At 37.1% G+C, this 21,270-nt stretch carries 20 protein-coding genes; 1 reads left to right on the top strand and 19 read right to left on the bottom strand.

Going from position 1 to position 21,270, the window contains the following annotated elements:
- Positions 1 to 408: 408 nt before the first annotated feature.
- Positions 409 to 1,176 carry a LamB/YcsF family protein gene (locus ACIQVU_RS19240; protein ID WP_340803989.1) on the bottom strand — a complete coding sequence of 256 codons (768 nt, stop codon included), beginning with the start codon at positions 1,174 to 1,176 and terminating at the stop codon, positions 409 to 411.
- Between the two features lie 134 nt (positions 1,177 to 1,310).
- Here ACIQVU_RS19240 and ACIQVU_RS19235 point away from each other — a divergent pair, with 134 nt between their 5' ends.
- Positions 1,311 to 2,189: a LysR family transcriptional regulator gene (locus ACIQVU_RS19235; RefSeq protein WP_340803988.1), complete on the top strand. Its 879-nt coding sequence runs from the start codon at positions 1,311 to 1,313 to the stop codon at positions 2,187 to 2,189.
- 57 nt (positions 2,190 to 2,246) lie between these two features.
- Here ACIQVU_RS19235 and ACIQVU_RS19230 read toward each other — a convergent pair whose 3' ends face one another.
- The 18 genes from ACIQVU_RS19230 to ACIQVU_RS19145 form a co-directional block, all read right to left on the bottom strand.
- A complete protein-coding gene (locus tag ACIQVU_RS19230; protein WP_340803987.1) occupies positions 2,247 to 3,383 on the bottom strand; it encodes a glycerate kinase in 1,137 nt (378 codons plus the stop codon).
- A gap of 33 nt (positions 3,384 to 3,416) precedes the next feature.
- On the bottom strand, positions 3,417 to 4,370 hold the full coding sequence (locus ACIQVU_RS19225; protein ID WP_402896811.1) for a 5-oxoprolinase subunit C family protein: 954 nt from the start codon (positions 4,368 to 4,370) through the stop codon (positions 3,417 to 3,419).
- Complete coding sequence (gene pxpB, locus ACIQVU_RS19220; RefSeq protein WP_340803984.1) at positions 4,337 to 5,128, bottom strand: 5-oxoprolinase subunit PxpB; 792 nt, start codon at positions 5,126 to 5,128, stop codon at positions 4,337 to 4,339. Before pxpB ends, ACIQVU_RS19225 begins: the two co-directional genes overlap by 34 nt.
- A 165-nt stretch (positions 5,129 to 5,293) precedes the next feature.
- Complete coding sequence (locus ACIQVU_RS19215) at positions 5,294 to 6,673, bottom strand: MFS transporter (RefSeq protein ID WP_340803983.1); 1,380 nt, start codon at positions 6,671 to 6,673, stop codon at positions 5,294 to 5,296.
- 119 nt (positions 6,674 to 6,792) lie between these two features.
- Entirely contained in the window at positions 6,793 to 7,746 is a 954-nt protein-coding gene (locus tag ACIQVU_RS19210) for a D-2-hydroxyacid dehydrogenase (protein ID WP_340803982.1), read from the bottom strand.
- Between the two features lie 52 nt (positions 7,747 to 7,798).
- Complete coding sequence (locus ACIQVU_RS19205) at positions 7,799 to 8,965, bottom strand: pyridoxal phosphate-dependent aminotransferase (RefSeq protein ID WP_340803981.1); 1,167 nt, start codon at positions 8,963 to 8,965, stop codon at positions 7,799 to 7,801.
- Positions 8,962 to 9,642, bottom strand: a complete 681-nt coding sequence (locus ACIQVU_RS19200) for an RraA family protein (protein WP_340803980.1) — start codon at positions 9,640 to 9,642, stop codon at positions 8,962 to 8,964. The genes ACIQVU_RS19205 and ACIQVU_RS19200 overlap by 4 nt, the downstream gene beginning before the upstream one ends.
- A 276-nt stretch (positions 9,643 to 9,918) precedes the next feature.
- Positions 9,919 to 11,772 (bottom strand): SLC13 family permease, encoded by a 1,854-nt coding sequence (locus ACIQVU_RS19195; protein WP_340803979.1) that lies wholly within the window; start codon positions 11,770 to 11,772, stop codon positions 9,919 to 9,921.
- A 125-nt stretch (positions 11,773 to 11,897) separates the two neighbouring features.
- Positions 11,898 to 12,515, bottom strand: a complete 618-nt coding sequence (nadD, locus tag ACIQVU_RS19190) for a nicotinate-nucleotide adenylyltransferase (protein WP_402896808.1) — start codon at positions 12,513 to 12,515, stop codon at positions 11,898 to 11,900.
- A 25-nt stretch (positions 12,516 to 12,540) separates the two neighbouring features.
- Complete coding sequence (locus ACIQVU_RS19185; protein ID WP_402896806.1) at positions 12,541 to 14,004, bottom strand: nicotinate phosphoribosyltransferase; 1,464 nt, start codon at positions 14,002 to 14,004, stop codon at positions 12,541 to 12,543.
- Between the two features lie 18 nt (positions 14,005 to 14,022).
- Positions 14,023 to 14,577 (bottom strand): cysteine hydrolase family protein, encoded by a 555-nt coding sequence (locus ACIQVU_RS19180; RefSeq protein WP_340803974.1) that lies wholly within the window; start codon positions 14,575 to 14,577, stop codon positions 14,023 to 14,025.
- 84 nt (positions 14,578 to 14,661) lie between these two features.
- Positions 14,662 to 15,462, bottom strand: coding sequence for an NUDIX domain-containing protein (locus ACIQVU_RS19175; protein ID WP_340803973.1), 801 nt, complete (start codon positions 15,460 to 15,462; stop codon positions 14,662 to 14,664).
- A gap of 165 nt (positions 15,463 to 15,627) precedes the next feature.
- Entirely contained in the window at positions 15,628 to 17,175 is a 1,548-nt protein-coding gene (gene pruA / locus ACIQVU_RS19170) for an L-glutamate gamma-semialdehyde dehydrogenase (RefSeq protein ID WP_402896803.1), read from the bottom strand.
- A gap of 77 nt (positions 17,176 to 17,252) precedes the next feature.
- Positions 17,253 to 18,140 carry a 4-hydroxy-tetrahydrodipicolinate synthase gene (gene dapA / locus ACIQVU_RS19165; protein ID WP_340803972.1) on the bottom strand — a complete coding sequence of 296 codons (888 nt, stop codon included), beginning with the start codon at positions 18,138 to 18,140 and terminating at the stop codon, positions 17,253 to 17,255.
- Positions 18,141 to 18,156: 16 nt separating this feature from the next.
- Positions 18,157 to 19,158 (bottom strand): hydroxyacid dehydrogenase, encoded by a 1,002-nt coding sequence (locus ACIQVU_RS19160; RefSeq protein WP_402896801.1) that lies wholly within the window; start codon positions 19,156 to 19,158, stop codon positions 18,157 to 18,159.
- 118 nt (positions 19,159 to 19,276) lie between these two features.
- Positions 19,277 to 19,999: an amino acid ABC transporter ATP-binding protein gene (locus ACIQVU_RS19155; protein ID WP_340803969.1), complete on the bottom strand. Its 723-nt coding sequence runs from the start codon at positions 19,997 to 19,999 to the stop codon at positions 19,277 to 19,279.
- Positions 19,996 to 20,652 (bottom strand): amino acid ABC transporter permease, encoded by a 657-nt coding sequence (locus tag ACIQVU_RS19150; protein ID WP_340803968.1) that lies wholly within the window; start codon positions 20,650 to 20,652, stop codon positions 19,996 to 19,998. The genes ACIQVU_RS19155 and ACIQVU_RS19150 overlap by 4 nt, the downstream gene beginning before the upstream one ends.
- 36 nt (positions 20,653 to 20,688) lie before the next feature.
- Positions 20,689 to 21,162, bottom strand: a complete 474-nt coding sequence (locus tag ACIQVU_RS19145) for a transporter substrate-binding domain-containing protein (protein WP_340808503.1) — start codon at positions 21,160 to 21,162, stop codon at positions 20,689 to 20,691.
- Positions 21,163 to 21,270 lie beyond the last annotated feature (108 nt).

The following is a 21,270-nucleotide window of genomic DNA, read 5'->3' as shown; positions in this document are numbered from 1 at the left end:
CTTCATTCGATGTCCAAATTTATTTCGTTCACTTACTAAAGTAAGCTACTAAAATTTATTGATTACGTTTTGCTTGTTCAGTTTTCAAGGTTCATATTTTGCTTTGTTTTAGCGTGTCACCGTGGCGACTTGTATAATAATATACCCTTATCTAAAAAAGGTCAACACTTTTTCTAAAAAAAGTTTTATTTTTTTCTCAACATAGAAAAGCTTCCTATATTAGTAAAAAGTTTTATGATACTTTCACCATACTATGCTGCTAATCAGAAAATAATCTTATCATATTTTTTCATAAAAAATAATATTTTTTTATAGAAAGTGAGTAAATAATAAAACCTTGCTTCTTAAAAGAGCCTTATTAAGCTAGAGCATGTCTTTAAATAACTTTTCAGACACGCCCTCTATATTTTAAAGCCAATCAGCTAATCTTTTTATTTCCACACCCTTGTCGATTAAGGCAGCTTTTATATCTCGTGCTAATGCTAAAGAGCCTACTGTATCACCATGAATTAAAATACTTTCACCATCAACTGTTATTTCTTTTCCTGTAATCGTTGTTACTTTACCTTCTAGCACCATACGAACACAGCGCTCAATCACAATATCCTTATCATGGAGAACAGCATTCGGATTTCTTCTTGAAACTAATGTACCATCATCATTATAAGCACGATCAGCAAAAATTAACTTCGCCACCTTCATTCCTTGTTCTCTAGCAAGTCGCTCTAATTCGCCAGTTTGTGTAACAATAACTAATGAGGGATTAAATTCGATTACTGCTTCAAGCATCGCCGCAGCACATTCTGTATCAACCATGGAAAGATCACCTAAACTTCCATGTGGACATATATGTTGTAGTTTACCACCTGCCACTCTAACAAATGCATCTAGTGCACCTAATTGGTAGAGAACATCCGTTTTCACTTCCCATGGTGTTACACTAATATTTCGACGCCCAAAGCCTAATAAATCTGGAAAACCGGGATGTGCTCCAACACCAACCCCCTTTTTTATCGCTTCATTAACAGCCAGCGCCATCGTTCTAGGGTCTCCCGCATGAAAACCACAGGCAACACTTGCTGAACTAACAATTTCAATAATACTAGCATCATCAGCAGCTTCATATAAACCAAAGCCTTCACCTAAATCTGAAATAATATCAATTACACGCCCCATATATGACTCCCCTTTTATAACGTTTAAACTCTTTTAAAATATTTAATTTTTATTTTAGGCATTAAAAGAATATTTGTAAAATTAGATAATTCGAAATATAATATCAATAAAATTAATATATTGGGGTGTGGACGATGGATTCAATTGGAATTGAAGCATTTCTAGCAGTAATTCGTCATGGCTCACTAACAGATGCTGCCAACGCATTATTTATTTCACAATCAACATTAAGTCATCGTCTAGCAAAATTGGAAAGTGATGTAGGTGTAAATTTAATAGAACGCGGTCGTGGCATAAGATCGTTATCATTAACAGCGGATGGACAGGAGTTTTTGCTATTAGCCAAAAGATGGGAAGGTTTATTGCTAGAAACAAAGCAAATTCGTTCACGTAAAAAACCAATTAGTCTTTCGATCGGGGCAGTAGATAGTATCAATTCTTATGTATTGCCGCCTGTATACCGAGCACTTAGCGAATTAAGCAGCGATTTAGAAATCAGCATTCGTACACAACAATCAACGGAATTATATTTACTTCTTGAACGTGGAGAAATTGATATTGCATTTGGTCTTATTGAACAGCCAATGCCAGGTATGATTATTGATAAATTTTTAGCCGAGCCACTTGTTGTTATTCGTAGAGAAGAAACACCGCAAACTTATGAAGTGCTTGATATTCTGGAATTAGATCCAGACAAAGAATTGTATATGAACTGGCATGCATCATTTCATGCCTGGTACAATAAATATCGTTCGGCGATAAAATATCCGCCTATCCGTGTCGATACCTCTACATTACTACATACATTTATGGAAACATCCGGCTATTGGGCAATCGTCCCTTTATCAATGGCAGAAAACTTTAAAGCAACTGGAAAATATGGACTATATCAATTAAAAAATCCGCCCCCAGATCGTATTTGCTATCAAATTCAATCTATATATCCACGTCCAAGCGCAGTAGAAGGTTTAAAAATTTTAGATTCTGTTATTAAAAAGGTTTTGAATAACTAGAGTAGCTTTAAACAAATTTAGGGAAGGTCAGATTAAAGGTCTAACTTTCCCAACTTTTTATGCTTTATAAGCAAAAAATGTTCTAACAACTTGTTCCGCACAAGTAGTCAGTAAATTTGATGCATGCTCCATCGCTTTTTGTAAAGTTATTGGACCATTTACAATACTGTGAATGCTAATAATTCCATATTGATATAATACATCAATCCCTTCGCCAATTGAGCCTGCAAGAACAATTGTAGGAATATTATATTTTTGGGCTTCCAGTGCAACGCCCATTGGTGTTTTCCCTTCAGCTGTTTGGAAATCAATTTGCCCTTCACCAGTAATGACTAAATCAGCATTTATTACACTTTTGGCAAAGCCTGAATATTCAATAACGATGTCAATTCCCGATCGTATTTTAGCTGGAAAAAATGCCTGAAATGCCCCTCCTAATCCACCAGCAGCTCCTGCCCCTTCTCTGTCATGAATGCGAATGCCATTATGCTTTTCAATTAAATCGGCTAAATGATGTAGATTATTATCCAAAAGCTCTACCATCTCAGGTGTGGCACCTTTTTGCGGTCCAAAAACAACCGAAGCTCCATTTTGACCAATAAATGGATTTTGCACATCTGATGCAATCATAAATGTTGCTTCGGTAATTCTTTTATCGAATTTATGATTATCAATCATAGTAATGTTATGTAGCACCCCTCCACCAAAGCCAATCTCATCACCATTATAATCTAAAAACCGTAAGCCCAGTGCCTGTAACATGCCAACTCCCGCATCATTTGTCGCACTGCCACCTAAACCGATAATAAAATGACGATAGCCCTCATCTAATGCTTTTTTTATAAGCTGTCCTATCCCATATGTTGTCGTTTTTAAAGGATTACGTTTATCTTCTGGAATAAGATATAACCCCGAAGCACTTGCTGCTTCAATAATACATGTTTGACAATCTCCTAAAACACCATATGTCGCTGTTATTTCATGACCAAGTGGATTTTTCACCTCAGCTTGATATACCTTCCCTTTTGTGGCTGCTATAAGTGTATCCATTGTTCCTTCACCACCATCAGCCATTGGAGCAATAATCGTTTCAGCGTCAGGTAAATATTTTTTTACACCTTTTTCTATTGCAACAGCTGCGTCATATGCTGATATACTTCCTTTAAAAGAATCGGGTGCGATAACTATTTTCATATTGAACAACACCTTTTACGATATTTATACTAATTATTTGGAAGGTCTATTATTTACCTTCATTAAAGATAAAAGCCTTTCTCTTTCTTTATAAAGCTGCTGTGCTTCTTCAATATTTATTTTTTCAAAACAAATTGTATCTCCTGGCTTCTTTTGCGCTAAGTATGGTAAATCTACATCAGTAACAACACCTATTTTTGTATAACCACCTGTCATTTGACAATCTGCCATTAATACAATCGGTTGTCCATTTCCTGGAATTTGGATTGATCCCATCGTAATATAATCAGAAATAATATCTGGGCCAACTTTATGTGAAATGGATACTCCCTCTAAGCGAAAGCCCATTCGATCAGATTCATTTAATACTTTGTAGCTGCTTGTACAAAACTTTTCAAGCTCTGTTGTTTCGAACTCATCTGCCTGTGGTCCTAAAATAAATCTTATTGGACGATGCTTACTAAAATTAGGCCGATATTCTACTGGAACTATCCTTCCAACTGATACATCTACAGCATCTCCGATTGAAATAATATCTTTGGACTGCAATGCTTTTCCATTAATGCCTCCAAAGCCTGCCCTTAAAGAAGTGGATTTACTGCCAATCACTACTGGAACATCAACGCCCCCTGCAATCGCAATATAGGCACGACAACCGTAGCCAGTTGCAAAGCCAAAAGTTAATTCATCTCCCTTCTCAACTTTAATGGAAGTCCAAAGTGGCACAGGTTCACCATTTAACTTTGCCTCTATATCTGCACCAGTAATCGCAATAATGCCACTTTCTAAAAATTTTAAATGTGGTCCCATAAGAGTTATTTCGATTGCTGCTTCATCATCATGATTGCCGACTAAAATATTTCCGATTCTTAATGATAGCTTATCCATTGCACCACTAGCTGAAATACCATATTTTTGATAATTAGCTCTGCCGAGGTCTTGAATTGTTGACATTAGTCCTGGTTTAATGATTTCAATGAATTCCATTTTTCAATCCACTCTCTCTGTTTATTGTCATTCCATTGCTCAGCTTCTTCTACACTAATTGCCTCAAATTTAATATAATCTCCAGCAAGTAATGTGCTCGGCGGGTTTTGGTATGGATTAAATGTTTCCATAGGCGTTTGACCGATTACATGCCAGCCACTCGGTGATGCTAGCGGATGCAGTACAGTAAGTCGATTAGCGATGACAATCGAGCCTTTCTCTACTTTTATTCTTGGACTACTTCTTCTTTTTAATGCTAATCGTTCATCCAAGTCGCCTAAATATGGATAGCTACCAATTACCCCCAACATATAAATAAAGTATGGTTTCGATGTATGTAGTCGAATAACCTCATCTATATCCAATCCTGTGTTTTCAGCAACATATTCAATATCTGAACCATATTTTCCTCCATACACGACTGGAATATGAATAATATTTTTCGACTTATGGTCTTTATATTGATTAATAATGATGTGACCCTTTATCCTATCAAGTTCTTCTGTTAATGCTTTATACGTTATGATTAAAGGATTATAACGTATCGCAACCGTGCAAAATGTAGGAATAATTTGTGTGACACCTGAAATATTTATGGCCTCAACCTCTTGTGCAAAGCTTAATACTTTTTGATTTACATTAATTGTTATTTCCTTTTCAAATTGAGCCACAATTACTTGATCTCCTAATGGCAAAAACTTAGGATATTGTACATTTCTATTTTGTTCAGACTGCTCTGCTGTAGTTTCCTTAAGCATCTTTATCCCCCCGAATCAGTCACTTCCTCACTAAGATGAAAATATTGGAATCAGCATAAAATAGCGATGATTATATTTTTCCATCGACAACCTATACTTCATCCAATATCACCTTACTCCTTTTAAAATCACCATGTATTGTTCCACCCATTTTACTAACAGCTCTTAATCCTCACCAAAAGCCTCTCTACCAATTTCCTCCATTGATTTGAACCTTGTTTCTACGCCTAAAATTGCTACTACTAATGCTACAACTCCTAATATAGAGCCAATCGTAACAAATACCGCTACCTGACCAAATTGTGTTAATACCCACGCAATTCCATACGGCGTAAAAATTGTAACAATTCGTCCAACTGCATTACAAAAGCCTGAGCCTCTTAAACGTACCTCTGTTGGCCAAATTTCTGGAACATATACTGCAGAGGATAAACAAACATATATATAAAGCACTGTAATCAAAATAAAACCGATAATCATAATCAAAATCTCGGAGGATTGTAAGGCGTAAATATAGCCGAGAATGGCAATGGTTACTAGCAATCCAACTGCTAACCATTTACGTGGAAACTTATCAATAATTTTAGTAGCTACAAATACGCCAAAGGGTGCTCCAAACAAAATAATAGTTGTCATTAATAATGATTTACTAACCGTAATTCCTGATTGAACAAACAATGTAGGAATCCAAGTCATAATGCTATAGATAGCTGTATTCATCCCAATTAACACAAAGCTTCCTAAAATCGTTCTTCTTAATAAATTACCTTTAAATAAGCTTGAAAACGGAACTTTTTTAACTTCTTGGCCTACATCAATATCCGCTTCCATTACAGGAGGTAATTTAGTTCCTGTTTCTTTTTCAATATCCTGCTCTACCTTCGATAGAATAGCCTCAGCTTTATCGAGCTCTCCACGTGCTGCAAACCAGCGAGGTGATTCAGGTAAGCCGTGACGAGCAACCCATAAAATTAATGCTGCTACCCCAGCAATCATAAACATTGCTCTCCAGCCTAGCTCTGACCCTAAAGCAGGCATCACCAATAAACCTGTTAAAGTTGCGATAGGCGGTGCAAAGTTTGCTAATAATGATAATTTAGCTGACCATTTCCCTCGCACCCTACTTGGGATAAATTCTGGGAACGTTGCAAATCCTACCACAAGCTCTGCCCCTAACCCGATACCAATAATTCCTCGTAAAATAATTAACGTAACCATATCTGTGGCAAAAGCTGCTGCAATTGAAGCTATTCCAAAGATTAATAAATTAATTTGATAGGCAAATTTTCTTCCCTTATGATCACCAAGAAGCCCTGCTAAAATCGAACCGATAAATAACCCTGCCATTGTTGCTGATGTAAAAGCAGCATTCAAATAGTTATTGGACCACCCATTTTCAATTAATTGAGCTAAAACTGCTCCTCCCATATAATTGTCAAAGCCATCAATTAAAATCCCGATTCCGATTAACCAGAATACACTTTGATGCCATTTCGAAATGGGTAAGCGATCCATTCTTGCACCTATGTCATTTTGTTTTGCCACAGCATATTCCCCTCCTTAAGTAATAATCATTTTTAAATATGAAGGTCTATTGTATTTAGATGATTTGTAATTACAGGCAATGAAATATAATTATATCCATCATTTTAGTTAGATTTTGGTTATATAATGTTTTGCGTTGTTCCAGCCATAAACGCTTTCACATTATCAATTGCCATATCTAGTAGTCGCCCACGAGCTTCCTTTGTTGCCCATGAAATATGCGGGGTTATTAAACAATTTTTTGCTGATAATAATGGATTTAATGCAGATGGTGGCTCAATATCCAAAACGTCTAAGCCTGCTCCTGCAATTACCTCATTATTTAATGCATCCGCAAGGTCTTGATTATTGATTAACTTCCCTCTAGACGTATTAATAATAATGGCTGACCCTTTCATTATCGCTAAATTATCTCGATTAATAATTTCTTCTGTTTCTGGGGTTAATGGACAATGTAAACTAATAACATCTGCTTCTTGTAATAAATCTGTTAAATTATCTGCCCATTGAAAGTATGGTAGGTCTACTTCACGTTGGTGACGGTTATATGCGATAATCGACATCCCTAATGCTGATGCTATTTGGGCTGTTTGATAGCCAATGCGTCCAAAGCCAATAATACCAAATTTTTTACCTGCTAATTCAGTTAAGGGATAATTCCAGAAGCACCAGTCAGGGTTATTTGTCCACTCTCCAGCCCTTACTGCATCACTATGCCTTTGTACACGCTGACAATGCTCTAATAATAAAGCAAAAACCATTTGTGCCACAGAATGAGTTCCATACGCTGGAATATTTGCTACAACGATGTTTCGCTCTTTAGCTGCTTCAATGTCTACAACATCATACCCAGTGGCAAGTATCCCCACATATTTTAATTTTGGTAATTGTGCAAAGGTTTCTTTTGTAAGTGGCGTTTTATTCGTTAAAACGAGTTCAGCCTCCGCTGCACGTTCCACAATTAAATTATTGGGTGTGCGATCATATACAGTCACTTCACCGACTTCTGATAATTTGTCCCAGCTCAAATCGCCTGGATTCAACGTATAGCCATCCAAAATAACGATATTCATTGCTTGTCTTAACCTTCCTTTCAAATATGATCATGCTAAAAATAGTCAGTGCTTATGAAAATGCCTTTGTCATTCTTTGCATAGCTTCCTTCAACAGCTCATCTGAATTTGCGCAAGATATTCTAACATTTTTCTTGTATTCTGGACCAAACGCCTCTCCAGGCGTTACAGCTACACCTACTTCCTCTAATAAATATTCCGCTAGCTGATAAGAATCAAAGCCTTTAAAGTCAATCTCAGGAAATACATAGAAAGCTCCTTCTGGCTTCTCACACTTTACACCAGAGATTTTATTTAAGCTCTCCACCACAAAATCTAATCTTTCCTCATAGCGATTTTTCATTTTTATTACTTCTTCTTCACTATTTTTTAATGCTGCAATACCTGCAATTTGTACAAAAGATGTTGTACAAGTCATCATATGTTGCTGTGCCTTTAGCGCTGCACTACATAATTCCTCTGGTAATGCTAAGTACCCTAAACGCCAACCTGTCATTGCATAGCCCTTTGAAAAGCTTTGAACAGTAATCGTTCTTGTTAATAGCTCAGGGTCGCTCGCTACACTTATAAATTGGTGGCCATCATATGTTAAACGATCATATACTTCATCAGAAATAACGATTAAATTATGCTCCTTAGCAACTTTACGAAGCTCAGCAATTTCTTCCTGCTTTAATACTCTTCCTGTCGGGTTATTTGGTGTATTAATAATGATTGCCTTTGTTTTTGCCGTACAAGCTTCAGCAATTAAGTGACCTTTTAAGGTAAAATTGTCTTTTTGATCTAGGCTAACATAAATCGTTTTGCCACCAACCATTGTAATGAGTGGCTCATAGCTTACCCAAGCTGGATTAACAATAATAACCTCATCATCTGGATTAACTACGGACATAAGTGCGATATAGAGTGCTAACTTTCCACCTGGTGTTACGATAATTTGTGAGGCATGATAATTACAGTTATCGACATTACGCAATTTAGCAGCAATTGCTTCACGTAACTCAGGGATTCCTGGACTATTTACATAATGTGTTTTTCCTTCCTTCATCGCTTCCTCAGCAATATTAATAATATTGTGCGGCGTATCAAAATCTGGCTCTCCTCCACCTAGGTTAATAACGTCCTTCCCTTGTTCAATTAATGACCTTGCTTTATCATTTATTGCGACAGTTTTTGATTCCGATAAATGATTAAACACCTCAGCATTTAATAGCGTCATACACGCGTACCTCCTAACACACCTTTTTTCATTAAAGCTTCATCAATCCAGTCGTAATTAAGGGTGCCTGCTTCAATTTGTTCTAGTTGATTTTTTTCCATCGCTTCGATTCGTAGAGCTTCCTGTAATACTTCGTTATTTGCTTGTGCACAAGGAATCACGGTAATTCCATTATCATCACCAATAATTAAGTCTCCCGGATTGACGATAGCTCCTGCACAAATAATAGGGACATTAATTTGACCTGGCCCTTCACGAAATGGTCCGGCTGGTGTTGCCCCCTTTGCATATACGGGAAAGCCTAATTCCTTAATCTCCTCTGGATCACGAATTGCACCATCAACAACAAATCCAGCAAGTCCTCTTTTTTGCCCAATGGAACTCATAATTTCTCCTAGCAATGCACGGCTTTCAAAGCCACCCCCATCAATGACGATAATATCTCCTGGCTCTGCCATATGTATTGCCTTATGAATCATTAAATTATCGCCAGCTGATGTTTTTACTGTAAAAGCTGTCCCCTTTAAACGAATACCCGGCTTATTGAAATGTTTAATAGAACTCATACAATTAAAACGACCTAAAGCATCTCCAATAATGGTTGTGCTAATTTTGCCAAATGCATCAACAAATTCTTTAGAAACCTTTTTCTCTATTGATTCCATACGATAAATCATTTTGAAAACCCCTTTAATTTCTGGTTATTCAGAAATTTCTTATTTTTCATTATCATAATGGCTCATTTATTAATTGTAAAATTGAATATATTGAGTTTTAAAATCGAAAATATAGATTTTCAAACCTAAATTATTCTAATATGCAGAGATTATAAAACCAATTACAGCTTGGTATAATTAGCGAGTTCACACAGAAAATCATTGCTATCTGCTTAATCGAAACAAAAAATACTAACACTAGTAGCGCATAATTTGCACTGCTTCGTGTTAGTATTTTTAAAATGGGAAGAAGAAAGGAATAGCTACCATCATCACAATAAACATCACGATTTGTAGTGGAATACCTATTCTAACAAAATCCATAAATTTATAGCCACCCGCTGTCATGACTAATGCATTTGTAGGAGAAGCAATTGGGGTAGCGAATGCCATACTTGCCGCTACTGCTACGCCAATCATAAAAGTTGTAGGGCTAACCTCCATTGCAATAGCAGCGCTCATTGCAATAGGGGCAAATAATACAGCAGTTGCCGTATTACTAATAAACTGACCAAAAACAGCCGTTAATAGATAAACTCCAATTAATACGCCATAAGGGCCATAATCACCAAGTGCATGAATGATACCATCAGACAAAATGGTCATGCCTCCTGTTTTTTCTAACGCTGTTGCCATTGGTAGCATGGCTGCAACTAATACAATACTTTCAAAATTCATATTGCTATAGGCATCTTCCATATTGCGCAAGCATCCTGTTAAAATCATAAGCACAGCGCCAATCATCACTGAAATAACGGCTGGGAAAATTTCAAATGCCATTAATATAATCATCAATAGCATAATAATCCCTGCAATACCCGCTTTTCCTGTAGCAGCTGCGACGCTGGCATGCTCCCTCGGCTGACCAACAACAACAACATCCTGTGTTTCTCTTGCCAGTAACAAAATTTCATCCCATGCACCTTGTACTAATATCGCATCTCCAAATTTCAGCTTATGTGAAACCATATCCTGAAGCTTATAGCCACCTCTGCGATTAATACCAATAATATTTAAGTTATATTTCTCACGGAAACCAAGAGAACTAACTGTTTCATTAATAAAGCTTGAATTTGGTGTGAGCAATACCTCTGCAATGCCAAGATGTTTGGATACTAATTCATCTGCCTCACCTTTTACTAATCCTTGCACCTCAAGATGATAGTCCTCAGCAAAACGGCGAATATCCTCTTCCTCACCTTGGACATATAGCTCATCCTTAGCATGAATCACGCTGGTAGGACCCGCCATTTCCTGATAGGTCATTGGCAGTAAATTGATGCCCTCCTGTGATTTCCGATGAATTTTCATCATACAAAGTGTATACTTCGCTGGCAGCTTTAATTCTGCCAATGATGTTTCAATAATCGGTGAATCATCTGGTACAAAAACTTTAAAAAGACGGTTGTTTAAATCATATTGTTTAATAATTTTTTTAGGTGAAAGCTTATAGCCTTCATTTGTCTGTGTACGATTTTGATCTTTTGGTAATAAAATATTGCGCACAAGCACTAAGTAGCTAATCCCTGCTATCATTCCAACAATGCCAATAGGTGTTATTTCAAAAAAACCTAGCTTACTATAGCCTCGATCAATTAGTAGCTGATTTACAATTAAATTGGTTGGTGATGCAATTAATGTCATAAGCCCTGATAAGCTTGCCACATAAGATAATGGTAATAAAAATTTAGAAGGGCTCACCTTCATACTAATAGCGATACTAACGACAATTGGCATCATTAATGCTACAGTACCTGTATTACTCATAAATGCCCCAACTGTTCCTACAATAATCAGCAGCAATACAAATAATTTTAGCTCACTATTGCCTGACCATTTAAGCAGTAATTGCCCTGCCATCCCTGCAAGACCTGTACGTAAAATACCAGCACCCACGACAAATAGCCCTGCAATCATTAGCACAACAGAGTTGGAAAAGCCAGCTAATGCTTCAGCAGGCGTTAAAATATCTGTAATGACAAATGCCAAAAGTGAGATAAGAGCTACAAGGTCTGCTCGTATTTTATTGGTAATAAATGCAAAGATTGTTGCTCCTAAAATAAGAAATGTTAATGTAAGCTGCACATTCATGAATTCCTTTCTAACATTCAAAACATTTTATTGTCCATATTATTTTATTATAGCTTACAAAAGGTGAGATATGATAAAATTCACCATCTGTTCAAAATAAAAAGTGCGGTATATAACCACACTTTTTATGACTTCTGATAAAGCTGATGCTCTTTAATATAGTCATAGCATGCATCTGGCAGGAGGTATCTTGGTTCTCCGCCCATGGCAAATTCCTCTCGAATGTAGGTGGAGCTAATTTCCATAGCTAAGCCCTTATCAATAAGGTGAAATCGCCCATCATCATTGTTTCTTAAAATAGGAGAACGACTAATGGTTGATAGCATATCAATACCATGCCTTGCCATCACAATAAATTTATTTTCCGCTACAAGTGCATCACCTTTTTTCCATAACCCTGCACCGATATCCGCCAATAAATCTGCACCCATAATAAAATGTACCTCATCATTTGGATGCTTTACTCGAAAATATTTCATTGTATCGTATGTGTAGATATTCCAGCCCTCTTGTTCCATTTCATAGGAATCCGCAATAAAACGTTCGTCCTTGGCTATTGCTAGCTGTAGCATATTCCAACGATGCATATCCTTTGTTTTAATGGTTTTATCCTTACGTTTACTTGAACAAGGTAAAAAAATAACCTGATCTAGCTTACAGCGATGTGCAACTGTGCTAGCTGTCCAAAGGTGAACATTAGTAATTGGATCAAAGGATGAACCATAGATGCCTATTCTCGCCATTGTCATTTCCTCCTGCCGTTGTCTTTTACATTTTCACTCTTCTTGAAACCTTTTCCTTTACTGCTTGAATACTTGCCATTTTATTGTCCCAGCAAGCCTGACTTAAATCGACAGGATATTCTTCTGGATTGAGTGTTCGCTTATACTCACACCATAGCAATTGCAAGCTTTCCTTTGCATATGCCTGTATTTCTTGCAGTGTCGGTTCCTTATAAACAATCTTGCCGTTTTCTATAATACTGTCATGCAATTCAATCGCCGTAAAATTGGTGACAAATTTACTAATATACGTATGAATAGGGTGGAACATTTTTAACCGTTCTACTTGCTGAATATTTTCCTCATCCAATGCAATATAGTCCCCCTCAGCATGACCATTCTCATTATTAATAATACGGTAAACACGCTTACGCCCAGGAGTTGTCACCTTTTCAGGATTAGCTGAAATTTTAATCGTATCAACCAGTTCGCCGTCCCCATTTTCAATGGAAACTAATTTATAGACGCCACCAAGAGCAGCTTGATCGTATGCTGTAATAAGCTTTGTGCCAATTCCCCAAGCATTAATTTGAGCTCCCTGCGATTTTAAATGCATAATTGTATATTCATCTAAATCATTTGAAGCCATAATTTTTGCTTGTGTAAAGCCTGCATCATCTAGCATTTTTCTTGCCATTTTCGAAAGATATGCCAAATCACCGCTATCTAAACGAATACCGATAAAATTAATAGTATTACCTAGCTCCTTCGCCACGCGTATAGCATTTGGCACACCTGAACGTAATGTATCATAGGTATCCACCAAAAACACACAGTCCTTATGTGCTGCTGCATATTTTTTAAATGCCATATATTCATCTTGATAAGCCTGTATCATCGCATGTGCATGAGTGCCTGATACGGGAATACCAAATAGTTTTCCAGCCCGTACATTACTTGTAGCAGAAAAGCCACCAATATAAGCTGCACGTGTTCCCCAAAGCGCTGCATCAAACTCATGGGCACGTCGAGTACCAAACTCCATAACAATATCCTCACCCACTACTTGTTTAATACGTGAAGCCTTTGTAGCAATTAATGTTTGGTAATTCACAATATTTAATAATGGCGTTTCAATTAGTTGTGCCTGTGCTAACGGTGCCTCAATTCGTAAAATCGGCTCATTTGCAAAGACAAGCTCCCCTTCCTTCATGCCTACAATTGTGCCTGTAAACTTCATCTCCTGTAAATACTGTAGAAATTCCTCTGGATAGCCCCCTTGTTCACGCAAATATTGAATATCACTAGCAGAGAAGCCAAAGTTTTTCATAAACTCTACTACTTTTTTTAAACCTGCAAAGATGGCATATCCATTGCCAAATGGCAGCTTTCTAAAATATAGCTCAAAAATAGCCTTACGTTGATGAATACCATCCTGCCAATAGGCTTGAGCCATATTTATTTGATATAAATCAGTGTGTAGCATAAAGCTATCATCTGTATATGTCATGTCCTTCCCTCCATTTATCTATTCAATAATTGTCGCACCTAGTGTATGTTCAAAATGACCTAATGCCCATTCATGTCCTGCTTGGTTAAAAGATGCAACCGCATTTTTATGAATAACAATTGTAAATCCTTTATTATAAGCATCTACCGCTGTATGAAGGACACAAATATCTGTACAAACGCCAATTAAATGCAGCTCTGTAATGCCTCGCTCACGCAATTTTAATTCTAAGTCTGTTCCTGCAAAAGCAGAATACCGCGTTTTATCGAGGTAGTAGACATGCTCCTGCTCTTGATTTGCCTCATACAGTGCTTGTAAGCCACCATATAGCTCTCTACCTTTTGTATTCCGAATATTATGCGGTGGAAATAGCTTTGTTTCTGGATGATATTGATCGCCTTTTTCATGGACATCTATTGCGAATACTGTAAACTCACCATTCGTAATAAATTCCTTTGTTAATGCTATATTTGCTTGCTCTAGTAGCTGCCCAGGCTCTCCGCATGTTAAAGCTCCGTCTGCTGCAACAAAATCCACTGTATAATCAATATTAATCAATGCACGCTTTGTCATTATTTCATCACTCCATTTTATTAATTAGTAATATATAAATTACAAATTACAAAGTTTAAAATAATCAGGAAAGACGGCTCTTTCCTAATGATAAATTGATTCCACAATCTCACGGTCATTAAATGTATACAATTGTGACGGTCTAAATGAATTTCGCTTTGTTTTCTTTGGCTTCCCTTCCCTATCCAATACCTTATCAATAAAAGGTAATTTAGGAGCCTTTGCAAAAAATACAGAGTCATTGGCAATTCGTGGGTCTTCATCCACTGTTAACAGCACACGCTGTAATTCAGATAACGTAAACTCTTGTGGTAAAAAGTTTTTCGCAACAGTTGTTTGAATCATATCCCTTTTAATAAATGCCAATGCATCGGCAATAATTTGGCGGTGATCAAAAGCAAGCTGGAGCGTAAATACCTCCTCAATATCGAATAGCTCCACCTCAGCAGCATCATCATTCGCCTGTCGTTGTTCAATAAACATTTCTGGCACAATTGCATAAAAGGCATTCGATATCATCCATCCACGAGGGTCACGATCAACCTTATCGTAAACGCCAAAATGTTGTAAATGCAACCCCTCTACGTTTGTTTCTTCTTTTAGCTCTCTTTTCGCAGCAATATAGGCTGTTTCTTTGTGATTAGCGTCTACAAAGCCTCCAGGCAGTGCCCATTTGCCGCCTTCAATATTTGGATTGCCTTCCGCATCCTTTGCTGCACGCTTGATGAGCATAATTTTTAGCGTCATATTTGGCGGCGCTTTTTCCTCTTTTTTCTCTGAAACAATTGTAAAAATTGCAATATCTGCTGTATAGCCATCGGGTGTTTGATATTTAGAAGAATCGTAGTGAGCAAGTATATCTTCTTCACTATGGAATTTTGACATTTTGTAAACTCCTTTATAAAAGCAACTTTAAGTAATTTGTAATTTAATGATTACTATTTAATATAATAATCCTTCATTCTCCTCATTGCAAGCTTTTAATAATTGTATTCAAAATAAACCAACCAATTGCTAATAAAAGTGCTGACAATTGGTTGGCTTTTATGATTAAAACATCTCTGAGGATGTTTTTGCTTGCATATGCAGTAGTAAATAGTCTGGACCACCAGCTTTAGAGTCTGTGCCTGACATATTGAACCCACCAAATGGTTGATACCCAACGATAGCCCCTGTACAGCCACGGTTAAAGTAAAGATTTCCAACATGGAAGTCTTCACGAGCCTTTTCGATATGCTCGCGGTTATTCGTAATAACTGCACCTGTTAAGCCATATTCTGTGTTGTTGGCAATTTCAATAGCATGATTAAAATCTTTTGCCTTTGTGAAGCCAACAACTGGGCCAAAAATTTCTTCCTTCATAATTCTTGAGTCTGGAGAAAGGTCAGCAAATACAGTAGGTTGAATAAAGTAACCGATTGAATCGTTTCCTTCTCCACCTGTTAATAGCTTGCCCTCCTGCTTGCCAATCTCGATATAACCCATAATTTTATTATATGCACTTTGATCAATCACGGTTGCCATATAGTTTGCATAGTCAGTTGGATCGCCTTGTGTTAATTCATTTGTTAATGCTACAACACGTTCTAACACTTGGTCATAGACATCTTCTACCACAACTGCACGTGAACAGGCAGAACATTTTTGCCCTGAGAAACCAAATGCAGAAGTGACAATTGAATTCGCTGCTAACTCAAGGTCTGCCTCTTTATCAACAACAATTGTATCTTTTCCGCCCATTTCTGCGATAACACGTTTAATCCAAATTTGTCCGTTATTAACTTTTGAGGCACGTTCGAAAATACGAAGACCAACATCACGTGAACCTGTAAAGCTAATAAATCTTGTATCCTTATGGTCAACAAGGTAATCTCCTACCTCTGCACCGTTTCCTGGTACAAAGTTAAGCACACCTTTAGGAAGACCTGCTTCTTCCATGACTTCAACAAATTTAGCAGCAATAATTGGCGTCGTTGAAGCCGGCTTTAATAATACTGTGTTACCTGTCACAATCGCAGCTACAGTTGTGCCAGCCATAATTGCAAATGGAAAGTTCCATGGTGAAATGATAATACCGACACCTAGTGGAATATAATCATAGCGGTTAAATTCATTTGGACGGCTTTGAACAGGTGCGCCATCTTTAATAACAAGCATTTGACGTGCGTAATGCTCTAAAAAATCAATTGCTTCTGCTGTATCTGCATCCGCCTCTCTCCATGGTTTACCCGCTTCCTTTGTTAGCAATGCTGAAAACTCATGCTTACGGCGACGAATAATAGCAGCAGCCTTGAATAAAACGTCCGCACGAAATTCAGGCTTTACCTTTTTCCATGTTTTAAATGCCTCGACAGCTGCTTGCATTGCTTTTTCAGCTAGCTCCTGATCTGCCTTTGATACACGGCCAATTACCTCTTTTTTATTGGCAGGATTATAGGAAACAATTTTGTCCTCTGTAGTAATTCGTTCCCCACCAATGACTAAATCATAATCTTGCCCTAAATATCCTTCAACTGTTTGTAAAGCTTTTGTATATGCTAAATGATTCTCTTCTACACTAAAATCAGTAAAAGGCTCATGCTTATATGCTACTACCATATATACCTCCAATATTTTTATCCCCTCTTAATGGGTAACTCGATTTACTCCACTGATTGAATATGCATTTCATCTACTTATCTTACAGGCACTTCTAGTTCTATTAATTGTTGTTTTAGTTCCTCCTGCAGGCTAACAGAAACATCCACTAACGGCACTGAAACTGAGCCAACTGGTACATTAATCATACTTAATGCTGCTTTTACAGGTCCTGGATTGCCTTCTTTATATAGTGACTTCATTAATGGGAAGAATTTTTGATGTAATGCTACTGCCTCATCATATTTTTTCTCTTGAACTAAGTTATAAATTTGTACCCATACATCTGGAAGAAGATTTGAGCTAGCCGTTATAGCACCTGGTGCTCCTGCGATAAATGAAGATACCGCCCTGAAATCTTCTCCACAAAGAACTGCGATTTTATCCCCAACTGTTTGAAGCAGCTCAAGAACATCACCAATATTATCTGAGCAAACTTTCATTCCTACTACATTTGGTACTTTTTCAACTACTTCTTTTACGACATCGTTTGCTAAATGAATACCTGTTTTGTAAGGGATGTTGTAAAGGATAATTGGCATATCTAAACGTCTATCAAATTCTTGATAGTATTCGATAAAGCCTTGTCTTGTTGGATTTACATAGTATGGTGTCACGACCATCACAGCGTCAGCACCAGCTTGTTTTGCATAATTTCCCAATTCTACATTGTCACCTATTCCTGGAGAAAGTAGGCCTACTACCACTGGCACACGACCAGCTGATGCTTTGATTGCTACATCAATTGCAACTTTTCGCTGCTCCATAGTAATCGCAGCATATTCACCTGTTCCACCTAGTACGAGTAAAGAGTGAATATTATGGTTCAGTTGATCTTCAATTAAATGGGCAAAGTTTTCTTGATTTACTGTCCCATCCTGATGTAAAGGTGTTACTAATGCTGTCATAATTCCATTGTATTTCATAATTAAAACTCTCCTTTTAAATGTTATTTAGTATTTTATAGGCTTTTGCAGAGCCTAATACTTGCGGATTTACTACATTTTTCGAAATTCTTCCATGTAACACAACGCCAACCTCTTGTGTGATCGATTCAGAGCATCTATCCTTCGCTTCTAATGTATCGCCACCGAAATGTGGTGTAAGAATAACATTGTCCAAGGCAAAGAGAGAGTTATCACTAGCTGGGGGCTCTTGCTCTAAAACATCCAATGCTGCACCAGCGATTTGCTTATTCACCAATGCCTGATAGAGCGCCTCTTCATCAATCAATGGGCCTCTCCCCAAATTAATGACATACGCGGAATCTTTCATTAACTCAAATTGCTTTGTAGAAAACGAATGATAGGTACCCTTCGTTAGCGGTGCGTGTAAAGAGATAAAATCACATATTGGAAGATTCATATTTAAGTCATTGATTTTTACAACACCATGTAGCTGCATTTCAGATTCTGTGACGAATGGATCGAAGCCTAAAACAGTCATGTTAAATGCCTTTGCTTTTTTAGCTAAATCCTGTCCAACTCGACCCATTCCTACGATTAAAAGTGTCTTCCCATTCACTTCCATTGGGAAATATGTTTCTCGATAATGCCATTCATTATTCCGAACTTTTGCATCACTAATTTTTAAGTTTCTACTCAAAGCTAGAACAGACATCATTGCATGTTCTGCAACAGATGTATAATTGCTGGATGGTGCATTTAGCACAACTACATCATTTTCTGTAGCACTTTGAACATCTATATGGTCCAGCCCAACACCATGCATCCCAACAACTTCAAGGGAAGGACAGCTTTCCAAAATTTTCTTTGTTATTTTTTCTGTTCTGACGATCACCGCATGCGCCTGATGTTCGTTGATATATTGAATAATGGTTTCCTCTGAACCGTTCGGTGCTAACACTACATTAAAATAATTTGTTAAATACTTAACACCATTCGCTCGAATAGTAGGTTCAATTAATAGGACTGTTTTTGTCATGTAATTTCTCCTCTAATTTCTTCATTATAATACTTAGTATACTAAGTTAGGATAAAAAAATTTATATCTTTTTTAGGAATGGAAGTCTTCGTTTTTCAACACAAAGACTCCATTGCTTTTATAATACTTTTGATAGAAATGCTCTTGTTCTTTCGTGGGATGGGTTTGTAAATATGTCTTTTGGATTTCCATCTTCCACAATATTACCACCATCAATATATATCACACGATCAGCTACCTCACGCGCAAAGCCCATTTCATGCGTGACAATTACCATTGTCATCCCTTCCTGCGCTAGTTGCTTCATAACTCGTAAAACTTCACCAACCATCTCAGGGTCCAAGGCAGATGTCGGCTCGTCAAACAGCATTACATGTGGCTCCATTGCTAACGCTCGTGCAATGGCAACACGTTGTTGTTGTCCACCTGATAAATTCGTTGGATAGGCATCTGCTTTAGCTGCTAATCCCACTTTCTCTAGCAGTTCCATTGCCTGCTTTTCAGCCTCTGCCTTGCTCTTCTTTTTCAGTTTCATCGGTGCTAATGAAATATTTTCTAAAACTGTTTTTTGCGGAAATAGATTAAATTGTTGGAACACCATGCCCATTTTTTGACGGAGCTTATTAATATCAACACTTTTATCTAAAATATTTTCGCCTTCTATAATAATTTCACCACCGCTTGGCTCTTCCAACAAGTTCAAGCATCGTAAAAATGTACTTTTACCTGAACCAGAGGAACCGATAATACAAACAACCTCTTTTGCCGCAATCTCTGTGCTAATATTTTTCAATACCTGTAACTCGCCAAAGGATTTTGCTAGATTATTTACTTTAATCATGAGATAACGAACCTCCGTTCCATCTTAGTTGAGATAAAGGAAACTGTGTAAATCGTGATAAAGTAGAATAATCCTACCATCGTTAATATTTCAAAAGATCTGAAATTCATCGCATAAATGGATTGTCCAACCATTGTTAATTCTGCGATGCCGATAACTGAAAGCATTGATGTATCCTTAATTGCATGCGTTAATTGGTTTACAAAGGATGGAATCATGCGGCGTACAGCTTGCGGCAAAATAATTAAAGCCATTGTTTGTGCATAAGAGAAACCTAATGATCTACCCGCTTCCATTTGACCTTTACCAATCGATTCAATTCCTCCACGGAAAATCTCTGTGTTATAAGCCCCAATATTTAAACTAATGGCAATCAATCCTGCTGTAAAAGCAGAAAGATGAATATCTAAAGCTGTAGGTGCGCCAAAGTAAATAAATAGTATTTGAATAAGTATTGGCGTACCGCGAATAAGATTGACATAGATGGCTGCTGGATATCGTAAAACTGCGTACTTTGACATCCGCATAAAACATGCAATAAGCCCAATTACAAGTGAGAAAACAATTGATAAAACAGATATTAATATTGTCATATATAAGCCTTTTAAAAGATAAGGCAGTGCGTCTACAATAACGTTAAAAGTTGTTTCCATACAAACACCTCACTTTAAATGAATCATTAACGAATTTTATTTACCAAACCATTTTTCATGAATTTTGTCATACTCACCATTTTCCTGAACCTTTTTTAAACCATCATTGATTTTATCTGCTAGCTCTTTATTTCCTTTTTTTACTGCAAATGCATGCTCATCCACTGTCATATGCTCGCCAACAATTCGGAATTTCACATTGTCCCCATCTACAGCTAAGCGATAATCTACTGTTGGCGAATTTAATACAAGTGCATCTGCATTTCCGTTCTCTACATCTAAATACAATGCATCAGTTTCTTTCAATGGCTTCGCTTGTCCACCATATTGTTCTGCTAATTTCTTTGCTTCCTCATATGTCGTAGAACCCTGTGTCGCAACAATTGTTTTACCTTTTAAATCCTCGAATGATTGAATAGAACTATCGTTTGCTACAACAAGCACTAGACCTGATTCTAAGAAGATATCTGTAAAATCAACTACTTCTTTTCGTTCTTCACGTATTAAAATGGAAGAGGCAATATGGATAGGCTACACTTAGTTGGACAGAATTTTTAAGGTCAAGTAGACTACAAATAACACATTTGAGGAGAATCTACATGACTAAAAGAGAACGCC

It is taken from the genome of Lysinibacillus sp. NPDC098008 (assembly GCF_044760715.1).
Lineage (GTDB): Bacteria > Bacillota > Bacilli > Bacillales_A > Planococcaceae > Lysinibacillus.
This window is presented reverse-complemented; position numbering and strand designations above follow the sequence as displayed.